We start from the raw sequence: 26114 nt of genomic DNA on the forward strand, positions 1-26114 counted from the left end.
ATGCCCGCCCTCAACATCAAAGACGCGGAGGTGCGCGCCCTCGCTCAGCAATTGGCCGAGGTCACCCATCAGACCATGACCGAGGCCGTCAAGACCGCCCTGCGCGAAAAGCTGGAGAGCGAACGCGCTCGTGACGAAAAGCACCGCCAGCGCATTCTGCGCCGGGTGCATGAACTGCAGCGCGAAATTGCCGCCTTGCCCGTCCTCGATACGCGCAGCGAAGACGAAATCCTCGGCTACGACGAAAACGGGCTGTTCAAGTGATCATTGACGCCTCGGCGCTCGTCGCGATCGTGTTGAGCGAACCGGAGGCGGACCGGTTCACGACCGCCGTGTCGGCGGCGACGGTACGTCTGATGGCGGCGGTCAATTGGCTGGAAACGCTGGTGGTGGTCGACTCACGGAAGAGCGCCAGCGGCGTGACCAAAGCCCAAGGCCTGCGCGCCGAACTGGGGATCCAGATTCTCCCGGCCGATGAGGGCCAAATCCGCGCCGCACACGAAGCCTGGCGACGTTACGGCAAAGGCCGGCACCGGGCGCGATTGAACCTGGGCGATTGCTGTGCCTATGCAGCCTCGGTGACGTTGAACGAGCCGCTACTGTTCAAGGGGAACGATTTCTCTCTGACCGACGTCGAAGTGGCCGATTGGTAAACCTTAGGCGCCGACGTAGCGCGCATAGAGGGAGCGGGCGAGGCCGGGTTCGGTGGTGCCTTTGATGAGCGCACGGCCATCGGGGAAAATCATTAGCTCGAGACCTGGGGGTGTGGTGGGCACGAAGCGCAGGGCGAAATCATTGCTGCGCACCATGCCGTGCGGGCGCAGGCGCGCCGCCAACTGTGGCAGCTCCAGCGGATGCTGATGCTCGTGAATCTGCACCGCGTTGCGGCCGCAGAGCGTGAGCGCGGCGTGGCGCTCGCCCCGCAGATGGACGAAGTCGCGGCGGGCGCAGGTGCGGCACTGCGGATCGCGGGCCGGCGCAGCAAGCTGGCGGAAATCGTTCGTCCACAGATCAGCCGTCGCTAGCGTGCGCCGCAGCGCGGCTCGGTTGCCGGTCAGGAGTTTGACGGCTTCCGAAACCTGTAGCGCCGCCACCCAGGTCACGGTCCAGGCCAGCACACCCGCAGTGTCGCAGGTCTCCGTGAGCGGCGCGTCGCCCTCCTGGCTGGAGAACAGGCACTCGAGGCAGGCGGTTTCGCCCGGCACGATGGTGAAGCTCATGCCGCGCGCAGCCACCGCGGCGCCATAGATCCAGGAAATGCCGCGCGCTAGGGAAAAATCGTTCAGCAGATAGCGGGTTTCGAGATTGTCCGTGCCATCGAGCAGCAGTTCGCGGCCGGCGAGCAGGCGCTCGATGTTGCCGGGTTCGAGATCGGTAACCGCGGCTTCGAGATGGGTGCCGCGGTTGATGCGCTCCAGGCGGGCTTTAGCAGCCACGGCTTTGGGCAGCCCGGCGGCGGCATCCTGCTCGTCAAAAAGCGTTTGCCGCTGGAGATTGCTGGGCTCGACATAGTCACGATCGATCAGCAGCAAGTCCCCCACTCCCGCGCGGACGAGCAAGTCGGCTTGCGCCGTGCCCAAAGCGCCGCAACCCACAATCGCCACGCGCGCCGCTGCGAGTTTCTGCTGGCCGCCCGGGCCCAACGGAGCAAACAGGATCTGGCGCGAATATCGCTCGAAATCGGCCATCTGCGTTCATTGTAAGGGCACCGCTATACTGATGAGAGTTAACCGCTTGCGCCATGTCGTACCGCTCCACGCCACCGCCCTCCTACTCCTTCAGCGTCCCCGGCTTCACCCGCGCCGTGAAGGCCCTGGTCATCGTCACCACCGCGGTCTGGATTCTGCAGTTCGTCAGCGGCTGGCTCAACGTTCATCTCATCACGTGGTTTGCGCTCGTGCCCGGCTGGGTCATGGCCGGAGAAATTTGGCGCCTGGCCAGTTACCTGTTCCTGCACGCCAGCTTCTGGCACTTGTTCTGGAACATGTTCGCGCTCTGGATGTTCGGCGTGTGGGTGGAAGAAGAGCTGGGCGCGCGCAAGCTTTACCAGCTCTATTTCATCAGCGGCATTGGTGGCGCCATCGTGGATGTGCTGTGGCACACCTGGTTCAGCACCAGCCAAAGCTACACGATCGGAGCCTCGGCCTCGGTTTTCGGGATTTTGCTCGCCGTCGGCCTGCTGTTTCCCGACCGCGAAGTCTTCCTGCTGCTGCCGCCGGTGGCGATCAAGGCGAAGTGGCTGGTGCTCGGCTACGGCGTACTGGAGTTCCTCTTTACGCTGCACGGCGCCGGCGCCGATGGCATCGCCCACTTTGCGCATCTCGGCGGCATGCTGTTCGCCTTCCTCTACCTGCGCATGAGCGGCACCAACCTCGGCCTGACGCAAGGCTACAGCCGCTGGCGCCGCCGCCAAATGCAGCGCAAGTTCGACGTCTACATGAACCAGCGCGACCGCCGTCCCCCCGGCGGCTGGCGCAACTAGGCTAGCGCAAGCTGCGGTGGTGCTGAGCCGTAGCGTTTGCTACAGTTGAAGCCTTGGGCACCACATGCTGAAATTCCGCGATGTTGATTTTTTGCGTATCGCTGATGCGCTGAGCGAGAACGAGCGCCTGGTGCGCGACAGCGCCCGCCGCTGGGTGGAAGAGCGCATCATCCCCATCATCGAAGAGTGCGCCCGCGAAGGCCGGTTTCCACGCGAGTTGATTCCCGAAATGGCCGCCATGGGCTTTTTTGGCGCCACCATGAACGACTACGGCGGGGTGGGCATGAGCCAGGTCGAGTACGGCCTGCTCATGCAAGAGCTGGAGCGCGGCGACAGCGGCCTGCGCAGCTTCGTCAGCGTCCACAGCTCGCTCGCCATGTGGCCGATCCATGAGTTTGGCAGCGACGAGCAAAAAAGCACTTGGCTGCCGGCGATGCAGAAGGGCGAGAAGATTGGCTGCTTCGGCCTGACCGAGCCGGACTTTGGTTCCAATCCTGGCGGCATGCGCACGGTGGCGCGCAAGGTGGGCAACGAGTACATTCTCAACGGCGAGAAAATGTGGATCACTTCGGGATCCATCGCCGATGTCGCGGTCATCTGGGCCAAAGAAGAAGGCAAAAAGATTCGCGGCTTTCTGGTCGAAACCGGCCGGCCCGGCTTCCGCGCGGAAGACATTCACGGCAAGTTCTCGCTGCGCGCCTCGGTCACCTCGAGCTTGTCCCTGCAAGACGTCCATATTCCCGCCGGCAATTTGCTGCCGGGCACGGCCGGTCTCAAGAGCGCGCTGCAGTGCCTCGATCAGGCGCGCTACGGCATTGGCTGGGGCACGGTGGGTGCGGCCATGCAATGCTACGACACCGCGCTGCAGTATGCCGGCTTTCGCAAGCAGTTTGCCGATGAGCCCATCGCGGCGCGGCAGATCGTACAGGAAAAGCTGGTGGGCATGATCAGCGGCATCACCCATGGCCAACTGCTGGCGCTGCACGTGGGCCGGCTTAAAGACAAGGGTCTGGCGACGCCGGCGCATATTTCCATGCTCAAGCGCAACAACGCCGCCATGGCGCTGGAGGTGGCGCGCACCGCGCGGGACATCCTGGGCGCGAACGGCATTGCCGATGAGTACCCCATCTTCCGCCATATGGCCAACCTGGAATCGGTTAAAACTTATGAAGGCACCCATGATATTCACACCCTGATCGTGGGCGCCAGCATCACCGGTATTGAAGCGTTCAAGTAGCTGCTGCACAAGGAACAAGACACTATGCCCGCAACCGCGCCGGAGGCTCGCCCGAGTTTGGAAGAAGAACTTTCATTACAAATGCTGGGAGTGGTCGAACAGGCGGCCATCGCCTCGGCTCGCACCATGGGCCAGGGCAACGCCAAGCTATCCGATCACGTCGCGGTGGAGTCGATGCGCCGCGACCTGGATGGCGTGCACATGCGCGGCCGGATCGTCATCGGCGAAGGCGAGCGCGACGAAGCGCCCATGCTCTTCATCGGCGAACAACTCGGCGGCGGCGACGCCGAGGCGCCGGCCATTGATATTGCCGTCGATCCGCTGGAGGGTACCAATCTGTGCGCCACCGGAGCGCCCGGCGCGATCACCGTGCTGGCCGCGAGCGAACACGGCGGCCTGCTGCACGCGCCCGATTGCTACATGGAAAAAATAATCGTCGGGCCGAGCTGCCGCGGCGCCGTCGACCTGGATGCGCCGGTGAAAGACAACCTGGCGGCCATCGCCAGGCGGCTGGAGCGCGACACGAAGGATCTGGTGGTGGTGGTGCTGGACCGGACGCGGCACCAGAAGCTGATGGAAGACATTCGCGCTACCGGCGCCCGCATCCACCTCATCCAGGACGGCGACTTGTCGGCTGGCATTGCCACCGCGGTGCTGGGCACGGGTGTGCATGCCGTCATGGGCAGCGGCGGAGCGCCGGAGGGCGTGCTCACCGCGGCGGCGATGCGCTGCCTGCACGGCGAGATTGTCGCCCGGCTCGTCACCGACAAACCCGGTATCGTCGAACGTCTCGAGCGCATGGGCATCAAAGACCCGCAACGCACCTACCGCACCGAAGACTTGGCGCCGGGCAAGAACATTCTGTTCGCCGCCTGCGGCGTCACCAGCGGCAGCCTGCTCAAGGGCGTACGCTTCTTCGGCGACGGCATCCGCACCCAGTCGCTGGTGATGACCGACGCCATGCGCAAGGTCCGCTTCATCGACACCATCCACGTCGCCCCGCGCCCCGACGCCCGCATCCGCTTCTAGACCAGCGCCGCCGAGAAGAAGTTCTCGACGCGACCCATGATTTCTTCCGCCGAGCGGGCCTCGTAGATAGCGCGGCGCAGGGTCGAGCCGTCTTCGACACCGTGGGTGAACCAGGCGGCAAACTGCTTCATCTTGCCGGCAGCGCCGGGCATCGGCTCGCGCAGCAGGCGCGAGAAGTAGTCGGTGATGAGCGCCGCGCGGTCGGCGGTCGTGGGCTGGCGATAGGTGCCCGTGCGCCGGTAGGACTCCATCTGCCGGAAGATCCAGGGGTTGGAGGCGGCGGTGCGGCCGATCATGACGCCGTCGCAACTGGTGTAGGCGACCATGGCCGCCGCATCTTCGGGCGTGCGGATATCGCCGTTGCCCAGCACCGGAATCGCAACCGCCTGCTTGACCTCGGCAATCCATTGCCATTGCGCCTGACCGGAATAGCCCTGCTCGCGCGTGCGGGCATGCAACGCCAGCCCGTTCACGCCGCTGGCCTCGGCCAGCCGGGCCAGCTCGACGTGCACAAGCTGATCGGTGTCCCAGCCGGCGCGGAATTTCACCGTAAACGGCAGCGTGACCGCCGCACGGATGCTGGCAAACAGACGCCCCAGCAGCGGCAGATCGCGCAGCAGTCCGCTGCCCCCATTGCACTTCACCACTTTTTTCGCCGGGCAACCGAGGTTGAGATCGATGCTGTCGAAACCCATCTGCTCGACCACGCGCGCGGCTTCGGCCATCACGTCCGGATCGCTGCCAAAAAGCTGGGCGGCAATCGGGCGTTCGCTTTCCGCAAAGCTGAGATAGCGGCGGGCGACTTTTTCCGACCGGATCAGACCATCACCGGAGGTGAACTCGGTCATGATCAGGCCGCAGCCACCGAGGTCGCGGATAAAGCTGCGAAACACCGTATCCGTAATGCCCGACATCGGAGCCAGGGCGTTGGCCGGCGCGATGCAGAGATGGCGGGCGCCGTGCGCTACGGTGTAGCTGGCCGGAAGCTGCGCGGGCTCGGCCACGATGTCCGGCCGCGGCGCCGGGCTGTCCCAGAACTTCTGCACCTCTCGATTTTAGGCGATATTGATGACCTTGTTCTGAATGGCCCAGCGCACCAGTTGCGCTTTATTGTGGATGTCGAGCTTGCGCATGAGATTGAACTTGTGCGCTTCCACCGTCTTGGTGCTCAGGTTCAGGTGCACCGCAATTTCCTTGACCGACAGACCCTCGGCGAGCAGCTTGACGGTTTCGCGCTCGCGCGGGGTGAGCGTGGCCAGGCGCGGCTTGAAGCCCTCGGCGGGGTTACGCCCGACGCCGTCCGGCACCATCTTGGCCACGATGCGCGGGCTCAAATATTTCCCGCCGCGGCGCACCTCGCGCAAGGCGCCGATCAGGTGCTCCGCGGGGCTGTCCTTGAGCAGATAGCCGGAACCGCCGGCTTCCAGACACTGCTGCAGATAATCCTCGTCGTCATACATGCTCAGAAAAACGACCTTGGTTTCCGGACGCCGCTTGCGAATCTGGCGCACCGCCTCAAAGCTGGGCAAGCCGGGCATGCCGATATCCATCAGCACCAGATCCGGCCGCAGCTCCGCGGCTTTCGCTATGGCTTCGCTGCCGTTCTGGGCTTCGCCCACCACCTGCATGTCGTACTGGGCTTCGAGCAGCGTCTTCAGGCCCTGGCGGAACAGAGTGTGGTCATCAGTGAGGAGTAAACGCATTTTCATCATGGGAGATCAATGCACACGGGCGGCGCGCGCGCTGGCGGCGGCCGTCAGGGGAATATGCAGCCGCAGGCAGACCCCGCGGCCGGGCTGCGAGTGCAGCTCGAAGCGGCCGCCGGCCAGGCGGATGCGCTCGCGCATGCCCACCAGGCCGAAGCCCGGGCTGGCCGGCGCGCCTTCAGGCATGCCGATGCCGTCGTCCGCGAGCTGGACGGTGATGGCGTTGCCGGCGGCAGTGATGCCCAGGCGCACGTTGCGGGCCTGGGCATGGCGGGCGACGTTGCGCAGCCCCTCGAGCACCACGCGATAGAGCAGAATTTCGTGACGGCGGTCGAGGTGCAGGCCGTTCAGGGCAAATTGAAAGCGGGTGTGCCAGTGTTGCTGCGCACGCAGACGCTGCAGCTCGCGGCGCAGCGTGGCCTCGAGGCCGAGCTCATCCAGCACGAGCGGGGAGAGCTCGGCCAGGATGCGGCGCAGTTCGCCCACGCTGGTATCTACCAGCGCCACGCCTTTTTCCAGCCATTTGCGGGTGGTCGGGGTGGGACCGGCGTGCAGCGCCATTTCCAGGTAGAGCCGCAGGGCCAGCAGCGCCTGCCCGGTTTCATCGTGCAGGTCGCGGCTGATGCGCCGGCGCTCTTCATCGTGGGCTTCGAGCAGCCGGCGCGACAACGCCGTCGCCCGCACCTGCTCCCGCTGCAGCCGTTCGCGCATGCGCGTGCGCTCGATCGCTAACGTCGAGCGCTCGGCCAGCGCCAGGAGGAGATCCTTCTCCTTGGGCAGGCATTCGTAGACGCGGTCAAACGCCACCGTCAACACCCCCTGCACTTCCGCGCCATCGCGCAGCGGCACCGCCCAGACGGATTTGATGTCCAGCTCCCGGTAAAAGGGTTGCGCTACCCGCGGGTCATCGGCCGCATTCAGCACGAATCCAGGTTCACCCGTGCGCAGCACCCCCAGGAAGAACGAGCCCACGCCGGCGTGATCCAGAATCATTTCGGGCGCAAAACCGAACGTGGCCGCATGTTGCAGGCGCGGAGGGCTTGCCCCCCGGTTCGGGTGCTCGAGCAGCAGAATCTCGCCATAGCGCAACGGAAACAAGCGCGCAGCCTGCTGCAGCAGGCGGTCAAGAAGCTGATTGAGATTGGCGGCGCTGAGCTCCACGTCGAGCACCGACAGCAGCGCTTCGACCGCGCGGCCTTGGGTCGCCACATAAGCGTCGGCCACAGCCGCCTGCGTCTCGTGCTGCAAGCGGTCCTGTGCAGCAGTCGCCGCCGGCTCACCCAGGCTGGGCACGAGGAAGGCAATCCCCAGCGGTCGGAATGCGGCAAAGGCCGCATGCACCATGTCCAGCGGAACATTGAGCTTGGCCAGACGCACCGCCGTGTACTGCACGTGCTCGCGCCAGATTTCCCAACCCCCGCTCGTCGCCTCCGGCCGGGGCAAAATGAGTTGTTCCAGGGTGCGCAGAGCGCGCGGGTGCAAGCCCGGGCTGGGATGGAAGCGGCGGCGCCATGCGGCCAGCAATTCGGCCGCATGTTCGCGCAGGCAGCGCTGTGCGTCTGCTAATTGCGGATCGGCGTCGGTCTTGTCCACGACGCGGAAATGCGAAGATGAGGGTACTGCCAAATTCACTACTGCACGCAAACTGCCCTGAGGTGAGGCTACAACTTCTGAGCAGTATAACAGCTACACGCAAGGTACATACCTTATTGTTCGTAGTGCTAATCCGATGCTCGGCTTACTGCCTATCGCGCTGATTGTTGCCGGTCCGACCGCCAGCGGAAAGACATCGCTGGCGCTGGCCTTGGCCGAAAGTCTAAGTCCGCAGATCTCGTGCGAGATCGTCAACTTCGACTCTGTTCAGCTCTATCGCGACTTCGATCTGGGCACGGCCAAGCCCAGCGCAGAAGATTTGGCGCGCGCGCGGCACCACTTGATTGGCGTTGCGGACGCACGGGCGCCATGGACCGCGGGTGAATACGCACGCCAGGCGCGGCCCGTGGTGGAGGCAATCCTCCAACGCGAGCGCCTGCCGATTCTGGTGGGAGGCACCGGCTTCTATCTGCGGGCCTTGCTGGAGGGACTTTCTGCGGCGCCCGGCAGCGATGCGGCACTGCGGCAGAAATTACGGCGGCGAACGCCGGAGCAATTACACCGCTTATTGCTGCGCCTTGATCCGGAGGCAGGCAAGCGCATTGCGGTACGCGATGCCAGCAAGGCCATTCGGGCCTTGGAGGTGCGTCTGCTGTCGGGACGGCCCATGGGCGAGGTGTGGAGCGATGCACCACCGCAACCCTGGCGCGAATTGCAAACGCTGCGTCTCGGCCTGGCGCCGGAGCGCGCGGCGCTATACGAACGCATCAACCGTCGCGCCAGTCATATGTTTGCCGGCGGCATTCAGGAGGAGACGCGGCGGCTGCTGGCGCAGTATCCGGCCGAGCTGCGCATCTGGACCTCGCACGGCTATAAGCAGGCCTGCGACATCGTGCTGCGCGGCGCCAATACTGCGGCCGCGCTGGCGGAAGCGGCACAGGAGCAGCGCCGCTACGCCAAGCGGCAATGGACGTGGTTCCGTGCCGACCGCGCGATGCACTGGCTCGCCGGTTTCGGCGATGACGCCGCGGTTCAGGCCGAAGCCCTCGCGCTCGCCCGCGCCGCGATACACAAAGATTGCTAAAATATACACACGAGGTGGCCCCATGCGGACCAACATTGAAATCGACGACAGCCTGATGCGGCGGGCGATGCGTGCCGGCGGTATGCGCACCAAACGGGCGACCGTCGAGCAGGCTTTGCAACTGCTGATTCATGTGCGAGGTCAGGAGGCGTTCCTGAAAAGCTTCGGTGCGCGCCACATGATCGAAAATGTGCGCGAGCGGGAAAAGGCCCGTTCGGCGCGCGCCTGATGGTCGTGGTGGATACCTCCGTGTTGGTCGATTGGGATCGGGGCCGGTCGAACGCGGAAACCAATTGGCTGCGGAACCACCTGCAAGCAGAAGAGATCGCGATCACGGATCTCATCCTGTGCGAAGCCTTGCGCGGCTGCCGTGATGAGGCGCAGGCACGGCGGCTGGAGGGGTGGCTAGCGCTGTTTCGCCTCCTGCACGGCGCCAGCCCGGAACTGGCGCGCGACGCCGCCGCCAAGTACCGCACCTTGCGGCAGGCGGGCATAACCGTGGTCAGCATCGTCGACTGTCTGACCGCAGCCTTTTGCCTGCACGAGGGTCATTCCCTGTTGCATCGGGATCACGACTACGATGCCTTTGAGAAGCGCTTTGGGCTGGCGGTGATTCACCCCGGCGAGGCGCGGGCATAATAAAAGAGAGTTGTCGCCGCTCGCCGCACTCCCGCCTGAAAACGCAGCCGCTCCGCCGCATACTGGCCGGCGGCGCTTTGCCGTTTTCGCCTGGATTGTGCTCGCGTACAACGTGCTGGTAATTCTGTGGGGCACCTACGTGCGCGCGGCCGGAGCGGGCAACGGCTGTGGGCCGAACTGGCCGCTGTGCGATGGCCAGTTTTTGCCTTCGCATCCCAAAATCAAAATGCTGATCGAGTTCGCGCACCGCGCCTCCAGCGGCGTGGACGTGATCCTGATCGTGGCGCTGATCGTGGGAGCGTTCTGGCTCTTTCCGCGCCGGCACGCCGTACGCCAAGGCGCCATCGCTTCGGGCGTGTTCATCGTGACCGAGGCGCTGCTCGGCGCGGCGCTGGTGCTGTTCGGCTGGGTCGGCACGAACACCTCGGCGGCGCGCGTTACCGCGGACTCCCTGCACCTCGCCAATACCCTCTGTCTGCTGGCCTGCGTGGCCATGACCGCGGCGTGGGCCTCGGGGCTGCCGGAACTGCACTGGCAGGGCCAGCGGACGCGCGCCAAACTGCTGACTGGCGTCATCGGCGTTTTGCTGACCGCGATCTGCGGCGCCATGGCGGCGCTGGCCGACACCATCTTCCCTTCCCAATCCCTGGCGGCGGGACTGCATGCGGATTTCTCCGGCACGACGGCGCTGCTCGAACGGCTGCGGGTGATTCATCCCGCGGTCGCCGTTCTGGTCGGACTGTATTTGCTCTGGCTGGTGCTCGACGGCCTGCCGCGGCCGCACACCGCAGCGGTGCGCCGCCTGGGCTATGGCTTGGCGGCGGCAGTGCTGCTGCAATGGGGCTGCGGCGCGCTCGACATTTTACTGCTGACGCCGGTCTGGATGCAGATTGCCCATCTGCTCACCGCCGATCTGCTCTGGCTAACGCTGGTGCTCTATACGCTCGCCTGGTGGGCGAAGCCCGCCGTTGCGGCGGCGTCCGTTTCGACGGCGGTGTAGTTGTGCTAGCGTGCAAACATGCACAAGCTGAGTTGCACGTTTTTGCTCGCCGCCGCAGTGGGGCTGGCAGGTTGCCATCAGGCCGCGACCGCCGCGCCCAAACCGCCCGATCCGCTGCGCGCCGACTTGGACATGGCCGTGAGTCCCGCCCAGGACTTCTTCGACTACGCCAACGGTGGCTGGCTGAAAGCGCACCCGATTCCGGCGAGTGAGTCCTCCTGGGGCATCGGCAACGAAGTGCAGGATGAAATCTGGGCACGGCTGCGCAGCCTCAGCGAACACGATGCCGTCGCGCATCCCGCCGCGGCCAGCGACGCGCAGAAGATTGGCGACTTCTGGGCTACGGCGATCGACACCGCCCAGGCGAATGCGCAGGGCCTTGCGCCCATCGAGCCCTACCTGAAGCAGATTGACGGCATCCAGAGCGTGCCGCAGGCGCTGGCGGTTGCTGCGGCGCTGCGGCCCATCGGTGTGCGCGCGTTTTTCGGCATGAACGTTTCCCAGGACGAGAAGAACAGCGCACTGGAGTCGGTGCATCTCGAACAGGGCGGGCTGGGGCTGCCCAATCGCGATTTTTACTTCAGCAAAGTGCCCAGCATCGCCAAGCTGCGCACCGCCTATGGGGCCCATCTGGCGGCCGTGCTGCAACTGCTGGGCGACAACCCAGCACAGGCGGGCGCGGGCGCTGCCGCCGTCATGAAGTTGGAGACGGCGCTGGCGCAGGGCTCGCGCACTGACGAGCAACTGCAGGATCCCTACAAGAACTACCACCCCATGACGCCTGCGGCGCTGACCGCACGCTACACGCCTGGCATCCGCTGGCGCCAGGAGCTGGCCGGCTGGAAGCTGCCGGCGAAAACCGTCATCGTCGGCCAGCCGGAATTTTTCCGCGCTCTGCAAACCGCGCTGCGCACCACCCCGGTTGCGGTGCTGCGCGATTATCTGAAGCTGCATCTGCTGGCCAGCTACGCGCCCTATCTGGGCGGCAAGTTCGAGCAGGCGCATTTCGATTTCTACAACCGCGAGCTGCGCGGCCAGCAGCAGCCGCGTCCGCTGTGGAAGCGGGCGCTGGGCGCGGAGAACCAGGCGCTGGGCATGGTGCTGGGCCGGGAGTACGTGCACCAATACGTCCCGCCCAGCGAAAAGCAGCGGTATACCAACCTGGTGGCGGCCATCCGCGCGGCCTTCGCGCGCCGCATCGCAGCGCTGACCTGGATGTCGCCGGCCACCAAAAAGCAGGCGCTGCTCAAGCTGGCGGCGGTGCACGCCAAGGTCGCCTATCCCGACAAGTGGAAAGATTACTCGACGCTCGCAATCAGTCGCGCCTCCTACGCCGGCAACATGATGAGCGCCGCGCGCTGGCGCTTCCACGACATGGTGGCGAAATTCGGCAAACCCGTCGACCACAGCGAATGGAACATGACGCCGCAGACGTATAACGCCTATTACAATCCCTCAGAAAACGAGATCGTGCTGCCGGCCGCGATGTTCGTCATCCCCGGCGTGCCCGATCAGGACCTCGACGACGCCGTCGTCTACGGCTACGTCGGCGCCTCCACCATCGGCCATGAGATCACCCACGGCTCTGACGACCAGGGGCGGCTCTACGATGCCCAGGGCAACCTCAAGAACTGGTGGACCCCGCAGGACGCCAAAAACTTCCAGCAGCAGGCGGCGCTGATGGTCAAGCAGTTCGACAGCTATGAACCGCTGCCCGGATTGCACATCCGCGGCCAGGCCTCGCTCGGCGAAAACATCGCCGACTACGGCGGCATTCTGATCGGCCTGAACGCCTTCGAGCAAACCGCGGAATATAAAGCGGGTAACAAGATTGACGGCTTCACCCCGGTGCAGCGCTTCTTTCTGGGTTACGCGCTGGGCTGGCTTTCGCAGGAGCGGACAGCGAGCCTGCGCACGCAATTGCTCGACGACGTACATGCGCCCGCGAAGTACCGCGTCGACGGTCCCCTGTCGGACGTGCCCGCCTTCTACCAGGCCTTCGACGTGAAACCCGGCGACGCCATGTGGCGCCCGCCGAACGAGCGCCCGCACATCTGGTAGTGCGCGGTCACGCCGTGCGCTGGATTCAGGCTGGCTTCAGGCGGCGCGTCGCAAGCTCGGAGCAGGAGGTGCATTCTCATGCACGGAAAACTGCAAGGAGCTTTGCTTACGGGTTTGGCGTTGTTGTGCGGCGTGGCACTGTGGGCGCAGGACAAGCCGGTGAAGATGGCGAGTCTGCCAGCGCCGGTGCAGGCCACGGTGAAGGCCCAATTGGCCCAGGGTGCGCATCTGCGCGGCCTGACGACGGATATGGAAAACGGTCAGCGCGAATATGAAGCCGAGCTTACAGTCAACGGTCGTCACCGCGACATCGCCATGAACGCGGCGGGGCAGATCACCGAACAGGAAGATACGGTTCACCTGGCGTCGTTGCCGGCGGCGGCGCAGGCGGCGCTGCGGCATGATGGCCGGGTGCTGCATGTCGAGCGCGTGACGCACAACGGCCAGTTCGTGGCCTATGAAGCGGTGGTGCGCCAGCCGGACGGCAAGCGCACGGAGGTGCGCGTCAATCAGGCCGGACACGCCCTGCCTGATAATGGCTAATCCCAAAGGTCGCGCTGTTGAAGCCGCACGAGCGAGAGGGGCGGCATATAGATGCCGGTGAAATCGCGCGCCCACCAGGCGCCGGTGGCGCGCTTTTCTTCCGGTGTGGTGAAGCGATAACGGTAATAGAGCGCGCGGACGAAGGCGGGGCGCTGCCGGCCGAAGGGCGCCTGCCGCAATAAGCGCAGCGCGGGCGCGTCGGCGGCGAGCAGCTTGGCGACGAAGCGCAGGAACCAGATTTCGTGGCCGGGAATCAGCAGGCCCTCGCGGCCCAGACGCACGGAGAACGGCAGAAACCACATTGCCCAGTCCAGGCGCAGATGCCAGGGGGCGATCTGCGGCGGGCGGCGATGCGGGTCGCCGGGCTTGGCGCGGAATTCGTATTCGCTCCATTGCGTCGTGCTGCTGAGCACGGCGTCAAGCGTGGCTTCCAGCACCACTTCGTAACGTACGCGCGTGATCGAACCAAACGCGCCATAGGAGCCGACCAGGTGAAACGGATTGTAACTGCGATTCATGGCCTGGCGCTCGGAGAAGAAATTCCGCACCGGTCCGACGCTGGCAGCGATGGTAAATGCCGCGAGCACCAGTAGCACCACCAAAAACGCCAGCGGCACGGGCCACGAGGCCGGCGCCGCGAAGCCGAGCGTCAGGTCGCTGAACGCGGAGAAACCGAGAATGACCGTCAGCCAGTTCAGCCAGGAATAATTGCCGCTGACGATAAGCAAAAGCTGGTGCAAAATCGCCAGGCCGCCGCAGATGGCCGCGACCGGCTGCGGCGCAAACAGCCCGAAGGGCACGACGATCTGCACGAAATGGCTGAACAGCACCGACTGGCGCTGCATGCGGTGGGGAAAGCGGTGAAACCAGCGGCTGCAGGGGTTGGGCAGCGGCTGGGTTTCGTAATGGTAGTACAGGCAGGTGAGGTCGCGCCAGCAGGGATCGTGGCGCAGCTTGATCAGGCCGGCACCGAGCTCGGTGCGGAACAGCATCCAGCGCAGAATCAGGATCGGGATCAGGGGCGCGCGCATCCAGCCGGGACCGAGAAAGGCGGCGAAAAAGCCGGCTTCGAGCAGCATCGACTCCCAGCCGAAGGCGTAGAAGTTCTGGCCGATGTTGACAATTGAAAGATAGAGAAACCACAACACGAGCCAGATGACGACGGAAACCCAGACTGGCCCGCGCTCGGCGATGCCTGCGAGCGCCAGCGCCGCCAGGAGGATGCCCGTCCAGGCGACGGCGCGCAGCAGCCGGTCCGAATAGCGCCAATGAAACAGGCTGGGGTTACCCCAGAAGTTTTGGCCTTCCAGGAATTTTGGCGCCGGCAGCAAGCCGCGCTCGCCCAGCAGCGCCGGAAATTGCCGCAGTGCCCCCGCGAAGGCGATCAGGTAAAGGATGGCGAGACCGCGCTGGATCAGCAGGCGCGGCAGCGCCACCGTGCCGAAATAGCCGTGCATTCCTTAAGGAACGAGCACGATTTTGCCGCGCGCGCCCGCCGCCATCACCGCGCGATGGGCTTCGGCGGCTTCGGCCAGCGGCAGCTCGCGACCGACGACCGGGCGCAGCGTGCCGTCGCGCAGGCCCGCGACGAGGCCGGCATGGATTTCGCGCAGCTCGACGTCGGTTGCACCCCAAAGCGTGAAGCCGAGAATCTTGCCGCGCCGGCCCATCAGGTCGCGCGGCGAAATGGTGACGTCGCCGCGTGAGCCGATCACCACCACGCGGCCCTCGCGCGCCAGCAACTTCAGGTCCGCGCCCAGGTTCACGTTGGCGAGCATCTCCAGGATCACATCGACGCCGCGGCCGCCGGTGGCTTCGAGTATCTGCTGCTGGTATCCGGCCTGCGCGTGGTCGAACACCCGCGCGGCGCCTTCGCGTTTCACCAGCTCGCGTCCGGCTTGGCTGCCGGCCGTGGCCAGCACCGTCAAACCCAGCGCCCGGGCCAGTTGCACTGCAGCAATGCCGACGCCGCCGCTGGCGCCATGCACCAGCACGGTTTCGCCGGCATGCACGCGCGCCTGTTGCACCAGCGCGTGGTACGCCGTGCCGTAGGGAACGCCAACCGCGGCGCCCTGCGCGAAGCTGACGTTTTCCGGCAGCGGATGCACCTGCGCCTGCTCGGCCACGGCGAACTCCCCATAGCCCCCGCCCGCCATGCCCGCGGTGTAAACCCGTTCGCCCGCACGCACGCCGTTCACGCCTGCACCCACAGCTTCGACGATCCCGGCGGCATCGCCTCCGGGCGTATAGGGCAGCGCCGGCTTGATAGCGTACGTGCCGGTGCGGATGTAGGTGTCGTACGGATTCACCCCGCCGGCCTTGACCCGCACCAGCACCTGCCCCGCGCCCGGCTGCGGCTGCGGCGTCTCCGCCAGCCGCAACACCTCCGGCCCGCCAAATTCCTTGACTACGATGGCTTTCATGTCCCCTCCTGCCCAAAATTATTGCACCCTGTCTGGTTGGACAGGGTGCAATATCGCTTACCAGGTGGAGACGGATTGCTTAGGCGTGGGGATGGCCGCCACCACCGGGGCCGCGCGATACGTGCGGCGCAGAGTGGACGGCGGGGGCGCGATACGCCGGAGCGTGATACGCAGGTGCATGGTAAGCCGGGGCGCGGTACGCGGGCGCGTGATACGCCGGAGCACGATACGTGGGCTCGTGGTACGCCGGAGCGCGGTAGGCGGGTTCACGGTAAGTGGGCTCGTGGTACGCCGGAGCGCGATAGGCCGGCTCCCGGTAAGCGGGCTGATGATAGGCCGGGGCTTGGTCACGCGGAGCCGAGACGATGGGATGGCCCACCTCAAGCGGCGGCCGGTAGCTGCCGCGCGGAGCACGCTCCTGCGGCGTAAAGCCGCGAGCCTCGGGCTGCTGATCCCGAGGCTGCGGGCGGAAGGTCCGCCATCCGCCCCCGCCGCCCGGTTTGCGGGGCGACGCGGAAGGACGGGGAGCGGCTTCGCGAGGCGCGGGTGAAGACTGGCGCGGCGTGAAGAAGTGCGACGCATTGCCGCGCGGAGCATTCTCGCGGGGCGCGGCGTTGCGCTGGCCGGGCTGCATGGCACGGGCATTGCCGTTGCCGAAACTCCGCCAACCGGAGCGTGCCGGGGGCGCGGAGCGCTCGGGGCGCGGCTGCGCCTGATGGGGTTGCACCTGCCGCAGCGAGCCGGAACTTTCAAAATGCTGCATCCGGCCCGTTGCGGCGGGAGCACGCGCCGGCTCGGCCGGCCGCGCGGTGCGGGTCGCAGGCGCACCACGCAGCGCCGTCTGCACGTGGGCGCGTTCCTGGGTAAACGTGGGCCGCGACATCACCGTCCCACGCTGCCCGAAGAAATGAGAAGCGGTATGCACGGGCGCGCGCCCGGGCCGCTCAAAGCGGCTGCTGGTGAGGCTGGCCCGCGTCGGAACCACCGGCAGCGTGCCGCCAAGCACCCGGCTGCCGCGGATTTCCGACGCCGTCACGTGCGAACGCGCGCCCATACCGCCGCGCGCAAAGCGCCCTTGCGGCACCCGGATCAGTGCCGTGCGCACGCGGGCGTTGGTGCGCAGATCGCGCAGATTCGAGTAGGCCACCCGCTCATGGCTCACGACCGCGAGCGGAGGCAGCACGCTCCGGCCGCGAATCACGTTGATGTTGGTGATATTGACGTAGGTGACGTTAAAGGAGTTAAACCCGCCCCACCACGGCCGGAAGGGATCGCACGGCCCGATCGGTAGCCAGCCGATGCTGCCAAAGCCCACGCCCACGCCAAAGCCGCCGCCCCAGCCGAAGAAGGAGACGTACGCCGGCGCCCAAATAGGCTGATAGAACGGCGTCACCGGCCCCGGCCACCACACCCAGTTGGCGCCATAGACGAACCAGCGGCCATAGTGATACGGCGCCCAGCCCCAGGGCTCATAGGAAACCCACGTCCAGCCCCAGTAGGGCTCCCACGTCCAGCGGCCATCGCTGTAGGGCGTCCAGCCGTTCTGATTGTCAGGAACCCAGACCTGGCCGTAGCCGGGAACCTCGTTCCAGTAACCGTAACCTTCGAGCGCCTGCGAGCCGGTGTAGTAGCGGTTGGCGTGATTGTAGGCTTGCGCTTCTTCTACGGCGCGGTCACGGTTCTCGTTCCACTGATCCCAGGAATCGCGTCCAGGAGCATCGCTGATCTGGTACTGCGGCGAATCGACGCCCTCAACCGTAATCATCTGTCCCGCGTTCAGCCGGGTGCTCCCCTGCGGCGTGCTGATCTCCGCTTCGCCACGGCGCACGATCACCTGCGTTTGGTTGTTGGAAGAAACCAGAATGCGGTAGACACCCGCCCGCTGCGGGTAAATGGCGATGTTGGGCGTGTCGATTTCCGACGTCGCCTCAGCGCCCTTGAGCACAATGTAGTCGGCGAGGCCGGAACCGACCTGCACCTGGATATTCTTGCGCGAGAGATTGACCAGATTCACGTCGGCGTTATCGCCCAGCCGGATCAGGTTGGCGTAGTCGATTTGCACTTCGGCGCGCGAACCCTCGCCGGCGGCTATCTTATCGCCGCTCAACAAGGGCGTATTGACCGCGCCCGCGACCCAATCGCCGCTATCGGCGCGCTGGGTGGAAACGTTGCCGCGGATGGCGCTCAGGTGCGCCACCACGTCGTTCGAGACCGGCGGTTGGTTCTGATCCTGCTCCGGTCCCTGCGCCAAAGCCGTCCAGGCGAATAACCCAGCCAGCCCAAGTACCAGGAAACGCGAAATCGCTGCCTTCATAAAGGCACCTCCACAATGCTGCAGCCTTTCTATTGGCACGTGGCGGGCCAAAGCGCAAAGGCTTCTTATTCAAGCAGATGCGCTGAAGATGCGGTTCGATTCGGTGGCTGGAAAAAACCAGAGTGGTGGATTTCGGCCACCCGGACGCGTAGGCCACTACGCGCCGTCATCCTCTTCGCCCATGGTGGAGAGGCGGTAGCGCAGGGCGTTGCGCGAAAGCCCGAGCAGCCGCGCCGCCTGGCTCTTATTGCCGTTGGCGCGCCGCAGCGCGTCGCGGATGACTTCCTGCTCCCAGCGTTCCAGCGTCCAGCCGCTCGGCAACAGCGCGCCGCCGGGCTGAGGCGGTAGCGGCGGCGAGAATTCGAGATGGATGTCGGCCACATCAAGCGTGGCGCGGTCGCTCAAAGCCACTGCGCGCTCGACGATGTTTTCCAGCTCGCGGATATTGCCCGGCCAATCCGCCGCCATCAACTTCGCCACCGCGGCGGGCGTGAAACCGGTGATGGCTTTGCCGGATTGTTCGGCAAAGCGGCGGAGAAAAAAAGCCGCCAGCTCGGGAATATCTTCCTTGTGCTCCCGCAGCGGCGGAATCTCGATGGGTACCACGTTGAGGCGATAGTACAAATCCTCGCGGAAGCTGCCCTCTTCCAGCGCCGCGCGCAGGTTGCGGTTGGTGGCGGCGATCAGGCGCACATCGACCTGCAGCGTGCGCGTGCCGCCCAGGCGCTCGAATGCGCGCTCCTGCAGCACGCGCAGCAGCTTAGCCTGCACGGCCAGTGGCACGTCGCCGATTTCATCCAGGAACAGCGTGCCGTGATCGGCGAGCTCGAATTTACCCGGCTTCATGCGGGCCGCGCCGGTAAAGGCGCCCTTTTCGTAGCCGAACAACTCGCTCTCCAGCAGATTTTCGGGAATGGCGGCGCAATTGATCTTGATAAACGGTCCCGCGGCGCGGCGCGAGTTTTCATGCAGCGCGCGGGCAATGCGGTCCTTGCCCACGCCACTTTCCCCGCCCAGCAGCACCGTGGACTGCGCCGGCGCGACGCGCGCCACCAGCGCCAGCACCTCCTGCATGCGCGCGCTCGAGCCAATAATGTTGGGGAAGCTGTAACGCTCGCCCAGCGCCGCGCGCAGCGAGGCATTCTCGCGCCGCAGATTCGAAACCCCCAACTCTTTGTTGACCACCAGCCGCAACTCTTCCAGCGGAAACGGCTTGAGCACATAATCGGCCGCGCCCGCCTTCATCGCCTCGACCGCCGTCTCGACCGTGCCGTGCGCCGTCATCACCACCACGGGCAGCTCCGGGTTGTCGCGCTTGATCGCCTGCAAAAAGGCGAGGCCGTCCATGCCCGGCAGCCGCAAGTCGGTAATCACCAGATCGACCGGCTCCTCGCGCAGCTTCTGCATGCCCTCCTCGGCCGTCGGTGCCGTGATGACGCGCTGGCCGTTCCCGGCCAACTGCAGCTCCAGCAGCCGCAGCATTTTGGCTTCGTCATCCACGATGAGCAGTGTCGGCATGCTTGTATTCTCCCCCTGGAAGGAATAGCTCAAACGCCGCGCCGCCCGCGCCGCGGCCCAGGCGGATCCAGCCCCCGTGCTGATCCATGATTTTGGCCACGATCGCCAGCCCCAGGCCGACGCCGGTGGGTTTGGTGGTGAAAAAAGGATTGAAGATCTGCTCGCGCAGCTCCTCCGGCACGCCCGGGCCGGTATCGCGGAAAACAATCTGCACGCCGCCGGCCAGCGCCTCCGCAGTCACCCGCAGGGTGCCCTCCGCCATCGCCTCCAATGCGTTCTGCGCCAGGTTGGCGAAGGCGCGCTCGCACAGCGTGGCATCGAGCGGCAGCAGCGGCAGCGCCTTCGCATACGCGCGCTCGACCACGATCCCGGCGCCGGGGTGCACGCTGGCGAGCGCGCGGTCGAGCAGTTGCGCCACGTCGGTGGGCTCGCGTTGCAACTGCAGCGGCTTGGCGAAATCGAGAAAGCGCGACACTAACAAATTGGTGCGGTTCACTTCTTCGGAGATGTAACCCGCCAGCTCGAGCGCCACCGGTGAGGCGCCGTGCAGTTCTTTCTGCAGCATTTCCGCCGAGCCTTTGATCACCTGCAGCGGATTGCGAATCTCATGCGCCAGCCCGGCGGAAAGCTGCCCCAGCGCGGCCAGCCGCTCGGCGGTGCGCGCCTCCGCCTGTGCCTGCGCGAGCGACTCCGCGGTCTGGCGGTACAGATCGCGCTGCTGGCGCGTCTCGACCACGAAGCGGTTGATGATCAGGGCCACGAAATAAAAGAAGAACACCCGCAGCGCCAGCTCGTCGCGCGCCTCCGCCGTCAGCCGGTAGTACTGCAGCGCCGGCCAGAGATAGGCGACGTAGGCGGCGGAGCTGAGCGTGGTCCAGCCCAGCGTGCCCCAGGGGCCGAAGAGCATGGCCGCGGTGACCACGGGAATGTAATAGATCGGGTAGTAGCGGCTGTTGATGGCAATGACACCGGTGTGGCCGATAAGCAACGTCGCCAGCGCAATCTTGATCAGCACCGCGAGTGCCGGACCGCGCTGCGGCGCGTGCGCCAGCAGCCGCCCCTCAAAAATCTGAAAGACGGCAAAGCCGAACAGAATCAACTGCTTATGGATTTCCGTGATGGGCGGCAGAATCGCCAGCCCGGCCAGAAACACCAGCCAGATCAAATCCATCCACGTCCATACCGGCCTTCGGCTCTCCACCCGCTGAATCTACCACGAGCCGGGCAGCGGAGCCGGGGCACAGGGGCCCCCGGCGAAGCGGCCGTGCGGCCTTAGAGAGCGGGCCGCGCGGCAGCGCCGCGCTGGGTGCCCGCGATTAAGAAATGCTCCCTGGCCTCTGGCCTCTGGACCCTGGCATATGTCATAGTGCAGGCTGAATTCCTGGGAGGTTGATAATATGGACGCCCTCGATAGCAACCGCCGTCGTTTTCTCGCCGCCTGCTCGACCTTGGGCATTTCCGCCACCCTGCTGCCCGGCCTGCTCTGGGGCAAGATGCTGGAGCAAGATCCCAAGGCCGCCGCCGTCGCCGTCACCCCCGAGCTCATTGATGGATCGGCCGCGCTTGCCGGGCTGAGTATCGACGACGCCGAGCGCACGCGCATGGCGCGCATTTTCCACGAGCAACTGCAGAGCCTCGATGAACTGCGCCAACTCCCGCTGCACAACTGGGACCCGCCGGCGCAGATCTTTTCGCCCGTCCTGCCCACCATGACGTTTGAAAAGGAGCACCGGCCGACGCGCCTGGCGCGCATTCCGGCGCCGCGCGCGCCCCGGGACCTCGAAGACGTGGCGTTCTATAGCGTGCGCCAGTTGGGCGAGCTGATCCGCACCAGGCGCGTCAGCTCCGTGAACCTGACGGAGATGTATCTACAGCGGCTGAAGCGCTACGATCCGCTGCTGCTGTTCGTCATTACTTATACCGAAGAGCGCGCCCTGGCGCACGCGCGCGAAGCCGACCGCGACCTTGCTGCCGGGCGCTACCGCGGCCCGCTGCATGGCATTCCCTGGGGCGCGAAAGATCTGCTCGCGGTCAAGGGCTATCCCACCACCTGGGGCGCCCAGCCCTACGAACACCAGATGATTGACGAAGACGCCACCGTCGTGAAGCGGCTCGATGCCGCGGGCGCAGTGCTGATCGCCAAGCTCTCGCTGGGCGCGCTGGCGCAGGATGACGTCTGGTTTGGCGGCCAGACGCGCAACCCCTGGAAGCCCAGCCAGGGCTCCAGCGGATCCTCGGCCGGCCCAGCCTCGGCCACCTCGGCCGGCTGCGTGGGCTTTTCGATCGGCTCGGAAACCGAAGGCTCGATCTCCAGCCCTTCGACCCGCTGCGGCGTCACCGGCTTGCGGCCCACGTTTGGCCGCGTGGACCGCTCCGGCGCGATGACCTTATCCTGGACTCAGGACAAACTCGGCCCCATCTGCCGCCGCGTGGAAGACGCGATTCTGGTGTTGCAGGCCATCTATGGCCCCATGCGCGACGATCCCAAAGCCGACCGCACCGTGCTCGACGTGCCGCTGAACTGGGATGCGCAAACGCCGCTCGCCTCGCTGCGCGTCGGCTACGTCAAGGCCGCTTTCGAGCAAGAGAGTCAGCCCCTGCCGGCCAGCGGCTCGGACGGACGGCGCGGCCGTTTCTTCCAGCGCATGACCCCGGCGGAGCGCGAGGCTTACGCCGCCCGCCGTGCCGAGCAATCCAAATTCGACAGCGCCGTGCTTGATGCGCTGCGCGGCATGGGCGTAACGCTCAACCCCGTCGAGCTGCCCAAAGAGCCGCCCTTTGCCGGCTACGGTCCGGCGGTGAACTGCGAAGCCGGCGCCGCGTTCGATCACCTCGTCCGCAGCGGCCGCATCAAACTGATGGAAGCGCCGGTAAAAAACCCCTCAACCTGGCCGGGCACCTTCCGCGTGGCGCACTTCTACCCCGCCGTCGACTACATCAATGCCGACCGTATCCGCCTCGACCTGATGACCCAGATGGATGCCATGATGCACGACCACGACGTCATCGTCGTGCCCACCAATGGCCCCCAGTTGGCCATCACCAACCTCACGGGCCACCCGGCCTGCATTGTGCCCAACGGCTTCCGCTCCAGCGACGGCACGCCCACCAGCATCACCTTCCTGGGCAAACTCTGCGGCGAAGAAAAACTCTGCCTCCTCGCCCGCGCCTACCAGGAAAAATCCGGCTTCCACCTCAAACACCCCACCCTCGACGCCGAACTCAAGAAATTCCAGTCAACCGGCAAACGCTAGCGCAGCCTCAGCGCCGCGCGGGTTGGACGATTGGTCGCGTCAGCGGCGGTTTTGGCCAGAAGGCGCAGGGCGAGGTTCACAGAGGCGGCGCCTGGGAATGCCTGCATGAGCTCGAGCTTTATAGTGAGGCCATGGCGCGGGTGAGCGCGGGGATCTTGCTGTACCGGCGGGGAACGGCTGGCATCGAGGTGTTGCTGGTGCATCCAGGCGGACCGTTTTGGGTGAAGAAAGACGCCGGGGCGTGGATGCTGCCCAAGGGCGAGCTGCATCCGGACGAGGAGCCGCTGGCCGGGGCGCAGCGGGAGTTCGCCGAGGAGACCGGCATCCGCCTCGCGGCGGATGCTAGCTATATGCCCCTCGGCGAGGTGCGGCAGCGCAGCGGGAAAACCGTGATCGCGTTTGCCCTCGAGAGCGACTGCGACCCGCGCGCCATCCGCAGCAATACATTCGAAATCGAATGGCCGCCGCGGTCGGGCAAACAGCAGCAATTCCCCGAGATCGACCGGGCGGCGTTTTTTACGCTCGCCGAGGCCCACGAAAAAATTCTGCCCTCCGAGGCTGCATTCCTCGATCGGCTGAATTCCTAAAAGCCAACAGCGACCGGCTCCAGCTCCAGGCGCACGCCCCAGCGGGCGGCTACAGTCGAGCGAATGTGCTCGGCCAGCGCCATCACCTCAGCCGCCGTGCCGCGGCCGTCGTTGACCAGCGCCAGCACGTGCTTGGTCGAGACATGAATGCCGCTCGCCGGCAGGCGGAAGCCTTTGCCGATGCCGGCGTGCTCGATCAGCCAGGCCGCGGAGATTTTGACGCTGCCACTCGTCCCGGTGAACTGCGGCGGTCGGGCGCCGTCAGCGCGGGCGTCGAGCGCTTCGGCTTCGGCAAGCGACAGCACCGGGTTTTTGAAAAACGATCCGGCGCTGCGGCTGTCCGGCTCGCCCGGGTCGAGCACCATGGCTTTCCCGCGGCGCAGCGCCAGCACCGCCTCGCGCACGGCAGTGAGCGAGGCATCGCCGCGGATGTGCTGGCGCAACTCCGGATAACGCAGCCGGGCGGCGCCGCCGGGATGAAGCTGGAACTCAACCGCGGTGATCACGAAGCGCCCGCGATCGGCGGCATTGAAGCGGCTGGCACGGTAGCCGAAACCGCATTCGGCAGCCGTCAGCTCGACCCAGACGTGTTCGCGTCGGTCCCAGGCGCGCACTTGCGTAATGACCTCGGCCACTTCCTGTCCATAGGCGCCTACGTTCTGCACCGGCGTGGCGCCCACGCTGCCGGGAATGCCGCTCAGGCATTCAACCCCGGCCCAGCCGCGCACCACGCCGCGCGCAACCACAGCGTCCCAATTCTCGCCGGCGGCGACGCGCACGCGGCCGGCGCCCGTCTCCTGCTCGCCTTCCAGCGCCAGGTGCAGCGCCAGACCCGCAAAGCCGCCATCGCTCGCCAAAACGTTGCTGCCCGCTCCCAGCACCAGCACCGCAAGCCTGCGCGCCCCGGCCCAGGCCAGCACTTCCGGAAGCTCGGCTTCCCGCGCCACGTCGGCCCAGTAGCGCGCCGGGCCACCCAAGCCCAGCGTCGTATGCGCCGCCAAGGGTACGTTTTCGCGCAACGCAGTCACTTCGCCAGCATAGCGCGCTCAAGCCTTTGCGGTATTCTACCGATAGCTCCGCTATGCCGGTCGAGGCTCCCGCAGTCACTGCAAGCGCTAGCGCGCACGAGTCTGCGCTCAACCCGCGGCTCTATTACGCGCTGCTTGGCCTGGCGTTTGTGCTGGCGATTGTGCCGCTCTGGCTGGTGCGCTTTCCCGAGCTGATGGATTACCCGGCGCACCTGGCGCGCTGCTACATCCTCGCGCATTTTCACAGCAACCCGCTCTGGCCGCAGGTCTATCGCGTCCAGTTCGGGCCCATCCCCGACCTCGCCATCGATGCCATCGTCACCCCACTGGCGCATTGGCTGCCCATCGCTCTGAGCGGTAAACTTTTTCTCACCCTGCTCGCCCTCCTCTACGTCGGCGGCTGTGAGGCGCTGGGACGCGCCGCCTGGGGACAGCGCCATGGCATGACGCTGGTGGCGGCGTTCACGTTCTTGAACTCGAACCTGATGGATGGCCGGGTGAATTACCTGTTCGGCCTGGCGCTGGCCTTTTGGGTGCTGGCGCTCTGGCTGCGCTGGCGTGCAGAAATGACGGCGCGGCGCTTCCTGCTGTTTTGCGGCCTGTCGCTCATTATTTATCTGGCCCATCTGGGCGCGATCGCCGTCCTGGGCGTCGCCTGCTGCACCATCGCACTGGTTGACTTCGCCGGTCATCGCCGGTTCGGGCGGCTGGTGGCCGCAGTTGGCTGGATGGCCTGTCCGACGCTGCTACTCGTCTTCGGCTTCCTGGGACGCAGCGGCCGCGTCGGTCAACTGGACTGGGGCACGTGGCCAATCAAAGTCTCGCATCTGCTCACGCTTACCCGCAGCTTCAACCCGCGCTTCGAGGCGTTACTGACACTCGAGTTGCTCGCCTGCGCCGGCGTGCTGCTCTGGCGCGCGCGTTGGAACCGGCCGCTCGCCATCGCTGGCCTGGTTTTGCTGGGCTGCTACGTCATCACACCGATGACCATATTCACGGCCAACTACGCCGATGCCCGCTTCGTGTTGCCCGGCTTCGTGCTGCTGATCCTGGCCGTGCGGCCGCGCGAGGGCGCCCTGCGCCGCCTGGCGCTGGGTTTCGTGCTGGCACTGCTCGTCGCGCGTGTCGTCTTCATTGGCCACGGCTGGATTGCGGAGCAACCCGAGGCGCGCGCGGTGCTGGCCATGGGCAGCGTGTTGCCCGCAGGGGCGCGCGTGGATGCCATCGACGGCACGGAAGGCAAATCCGGCAGCCGTGGCTTTCAGCGCCTTGCGTTCAGCCATTTGATTGACGTCTGGAGCATGAGCCGGGGCGTGTACATGTCCAACCTGTTTGCTGCAGCCGGGCAGCAGCCGCTGATCCAGCGCCCCGATCTGGAAATCTGCTGGCCGGGCGAAGACCCCGGCTGCCTGGCGCACTTTGATTATGTCTGGACCGACGGCCCGCCCGCTCTTGTAACGGCAACCTTGCAGGCAGCGGCCGTCCCGGTCGCCCGCTACTCGACTTTTGTCCTGTGGCGAGTTCGTAAGCCTACTGTGCGAATACGAACAGTGGCGCCGGCACCGGAGCCAGCCGCCCGCCGCTAAGTGCCTGTAGCGATTGCCGTTACTACGTCA

At 65.8% G+C, this 26114-nt stretch carries 24 protein-coding genes; 14 read left to right on the forward strand and 10 right to left on the reverse strand.

The features are described 5' to 3' along the window. Positions 1-264, forward strand: coding sequence for a PSK operon transcription factor (locus EPN33_06015; GenBank protein ID TAN23044.1), 264 nt, complete (start codon positions 1-3; stop codon positions 262-264). Beyond that, positions 261-653, forward strand: a complete 393-nt coding sequence (locus tag EPN33_06020; GenBank protein ID TAN23045.1) for a type II toxin-antitoxin system VapC family toxin — start codon at positions 261-263, stop codon at positions 651-653. Before EPN33_06015 ends, EPN33_06020 begins: the two co-directional genes overlap by 4 nt. Before the next feature lie 3 nt (positions 654-656). Here the strand turns inward: EPN33_06020 and EPN33_06025 are convergent, their stop codons facing one another. Next, complete coding sequence (locus EPN33_06025) at positions 657-1688, reverse strand: thiazole biosynthesis adenylyltransferase ThiF (GenBank protein ID TAN23046.1); 1032 nt, start codon at positions 1686-1688, stop codon at positions 657-659. A 53-nt stretch (positions 1689-1741) separates the two neighbouring features. Between EPN33_06025 and EPN33_06030 the strand changes: the two genes are divergently transcribed. The 3 genes from EPN33_06030 (at position 1742) to glpX (ending at position 4748) form a co-directional block, all read left to right on the forward strand. After that, positions 1742-2482 (forward strand): rhomboid family intramembrane serine protease, encoded by a 741-nt coding sequence (locus tag EPN33_06030; protein ID TAN23047.1) that lies wholly within the window; start codon positions 1742-1744, stop codon positions 2480-2482. A gap of 64 nt (positions 2483-2546) precedes the next feature. After that, positions 2547-3719, forward strand: coding sequence for an acyl-CoA dehydrogenase (locus EPN33_06035; protein ID TAN23048.1), 1173 nt, complete (start codon positions 2547-2549; stop codon positions 3717-3719). A gap of 24 nt (positions 3720-3743) precedes the next feature. Continuing rightward, positions 3744-4748, forward strand: coding sequence for a class II fructose-bisphosphatase (gene glpX / locus EPN33_06040; protein TAN23049.1), 1005 nt, complete (start codon positions 3744-3746; stop codon positions 4746-4748). On the opposite strand, the gene dusB is transcribed toward glpX, so the two are convergent. The 3 genes from dusB to EPN33_06055 all read right to left on the reverse strand — a co-directional run bounded on the left by dusB (position 4745) and on the right by EPN33_06055 (position 8047). Beyond that, positions 4745-5662 (reverse strand): tRNA dihydrouridine synthase DusB, encoded by a 918-nt coding sequence (gene dusB, locus EPN33_06045; GenBank protein TAN23155.1) that lies wholly within the window; start codon positions 5660-5662, stop codon positions 4745-4747. The two genes, glpX and dusB, sit on opposite strands and share 4 nt — an antisense overlap. 141 nt (positions 5663-5803) lie before the next feature. Next, on the reverse strand, positions 5804-6451 hold the full coding sequence (locus EPN33_06050; protein TAN23050.1) for a response regulator transcription factor: 648 nt from the start codon (positions 6449-6451) through the stop codon (positions 5804-5806). Positions 6452-6466: 15 nt separating this feature from the next. Then, positions 6467-8047: a GAF domain-containing sensor histidine kinase gene (locus EPN33_06055; GenBank protein TAN23051.1), complete on the reverse strand. Its 1581-nt coding sequence runs from the start codon at positions 8045-8047 to the stop codon at positions 6467-6469. Between the two features lie 136 nt (positions 8048-8183). On the opposite strand from EPN33_06055, the gene miaA reads away from it, so the two are divergent. The 6 genes from miaA to EPN33_06085 all read left to right on the forward strand — a co-directional run bounded on the left by miaA (position 8184) and on the right by EPN33_06085 (position 13374). After that, positions 8184-9131 (forward strand): tRNA (adenosine(37)-N6)-dimethylallyltransferase MiaA, encoded by a 948-nt coding sequence (gene miaA / locus EPN33_06060; GenBank protein TAN23052.1) that lies wholly within the window; start codon positions 8184-8186, stop codon positions 9129-9131. Positions 9132-9153: 22 nt separating this feature from the next. Beyond that, the gene (locus EPN33_06065; protein TAN23053.1) at positions 9154-9360 is read left to right on the forward strand and encodes a type II toxin-antitoxin system VapB family antitoxin; all 207 of its coding nucleotides are present in this window, start codon (positions 9154-9156) and stop codon (positions 9358-9360) included. After that, a complete protein-coding gene (locus EPN33_06070) occupies positions 9360-9770 on the forward strand; it encodes a PIN domain nuclease (protein TAN23054.1) in 411 nt (136 codons plus the stop codon). The genes EPN33_06065 and EPN33_06070 overlap by 1 nt, the downstream gene beginning before the upstream one ends. Before the next feature lie 10 nt (positions 9771-9780). After that, positions 9781-10770 carry a hypothetical protein gene (locus EPN33_06075; protein ID TAN23055.1) on the forward strand — a complete coding sequence of 330 codons (990 nt, stop codon included), beginning with the start codon at positions 9781-9783 and terminating at the stop codon, positions 10768-10770. 18 nt (positions 10771-10788) lie between these two features. Beyond that, a complete protein-coding gene (locus EPN33_06080; protein ID TAN23056.1) occupies positions 10789-12831 on the forward strand; it encodes a M13 family peptidase in 2043 nt (680 codons plus the stop codon). Positions 12832-12909: 78 nt separating this feature from the next. Next, positions 12910-13374, forward strand: coding sequence for a hypothetical protein (locus tag EPN33_06085; protein TAN23057.1), 465 nt, complete (start codon positions 12910-12912; stop codon positions 13372-13374). Here the strand turns inward: EPN33_06085 and EPN33_06090 are convergent. The 5 genes from EPN33_06090 to EPN33_06110 all read right to left on the reverse strand — a co-directional run bounded on the left by EPN33_06090 (position 13371) and on the right by EPN33_06110 (position 20830). Then, positions 13371-14831 (reverse strand): lipase maturation factor family protein, encoded by a 1461-nt coding sequence (locus EPN33_06090; protein ID TAN23058.1) that lies wholly within the window; start codon positions 14829-14831, stop codon positions 13371-13373. The genes EPN33_06085 and EPN33_06090 overlap by 4 nt on opposite strands. A gap of 3 nt (positions 14832-14834) precedes the next feature. Beyond that, on the reverse strand, positions 14835-15797 hold the full coding sequence (locus EPN33_06095; GenBank protein ID TAN23059.1) for an NADPH:quinone reductase: 963 nt from the start codon (positions 15795-15797) through the stop codon (positions 14835-14837). Positions 15798-15876: 79 nt separating this feature from the next. Next, positions 15877-18111 carry a hypothetical protein gene (locus EPN33_06100; GenBank protein TAN23060.1) on the reverse strand — a complete coding sequence of 745 codons (2235 nt, stop codon included), beginning with the start codon at positions 18109-18111 and terminating at the stop codon, positions 15877-15879. Between the two features lie 156 nt (positions 18112-18267). Then, positions 18268-19629, reverse strand: coding sequence for a sigma-54-dependent Fis family transcriptional regulator (locus tag EPN33_06105; GenBank protein ID TAN23061.1), 1362 nt, complete (start codon positions 19627-19629; stop codon positions 18268-18270). After that, positions 19604-20830 carry a hypothetical protein gene (locus EPN33_06110; protein TAN23062.1) on the reverse strand — a complete coding sequence of 409 codons (1227 nt, stop codon included), beginning with the start codon at positions 20828-20830 and terminating at the stop codon, positions 19604-19606. The genes EPN33_06105 and EPN33_06110 overlap by 26 nt, the downstream gene beginning before the upstream one ends. 196 nt (positions 20831-21026) lie before the next feature. Here EPN33_06110 and EPN33_06115 point away from each other — a divergent pair, with 196 nt between their 5' ends. Together EPN33_06115 and EPN33_06120 are read left to right on the forward strand one after the other, a co-directional pair. Then, positions 21027-22883: an amidase gene (locus tag EPN33_06115; GenBank protein ID TAN23063.1), complete on the forward strand. Its 1857-nt coding sequence runs from the start codon at positions 21027-21029 to the stop codon at positions 22881-22883. A 131-nt stretch (positions 22884-23014) separates the two neighbouring features. Continuing rightward, a complete protein-coding gene (locus tag EPN33_06120) occupies positions 23015-23470 on the forward strand; it encodes an NUDIX domain-containing protein (protein TAN23064.1) in 456 nt (151 codons plus the stop codon). On the opposite strand, the gene EPN33_06125 is transcribed toward EPN33_06120, so the two are convergent. Further along, positions 23467-24498 (reverse strand): UDP-N-acetylmuramate dehydrogenase, encoded by a 1032-nt coding sequence (locus tag EPN33_06125; GenBank protein TAN23065.1) that lies wholly within the window; start codon positions 24496-24498, stop codon positions 23467-23469. The genes EPN33_06120 and EPN33_06125 overlap by 4 nt on opposite strands. Before the next feature lie 53 nt (positions 24499-24551). On the opposite strand from EPN33_06125, the gene EPN33_06130 reads away from it, so the two are divergent. Next, the gene (locus EPN33_06130) at positions 24552-26084 is read left to right on the forward strand and encodes a hypothetical protein (protein ID TAN23066.1); all 1533 of its coding nucleotides are present in this window, start codon (positions 24552-24554) and stop codon (positions 26082-26084) included. The last annotated feature ends 30 nt before the right edge of the window (positions 26085-26114 follow it).

Source organism: Acidobacteriota bacterium (assembly GCA_004299485.1).
Lineage (GTDB): Bacteria > Acidobacteriota > Terriglobia > Terriglobales > SCQP01 > SCQP01.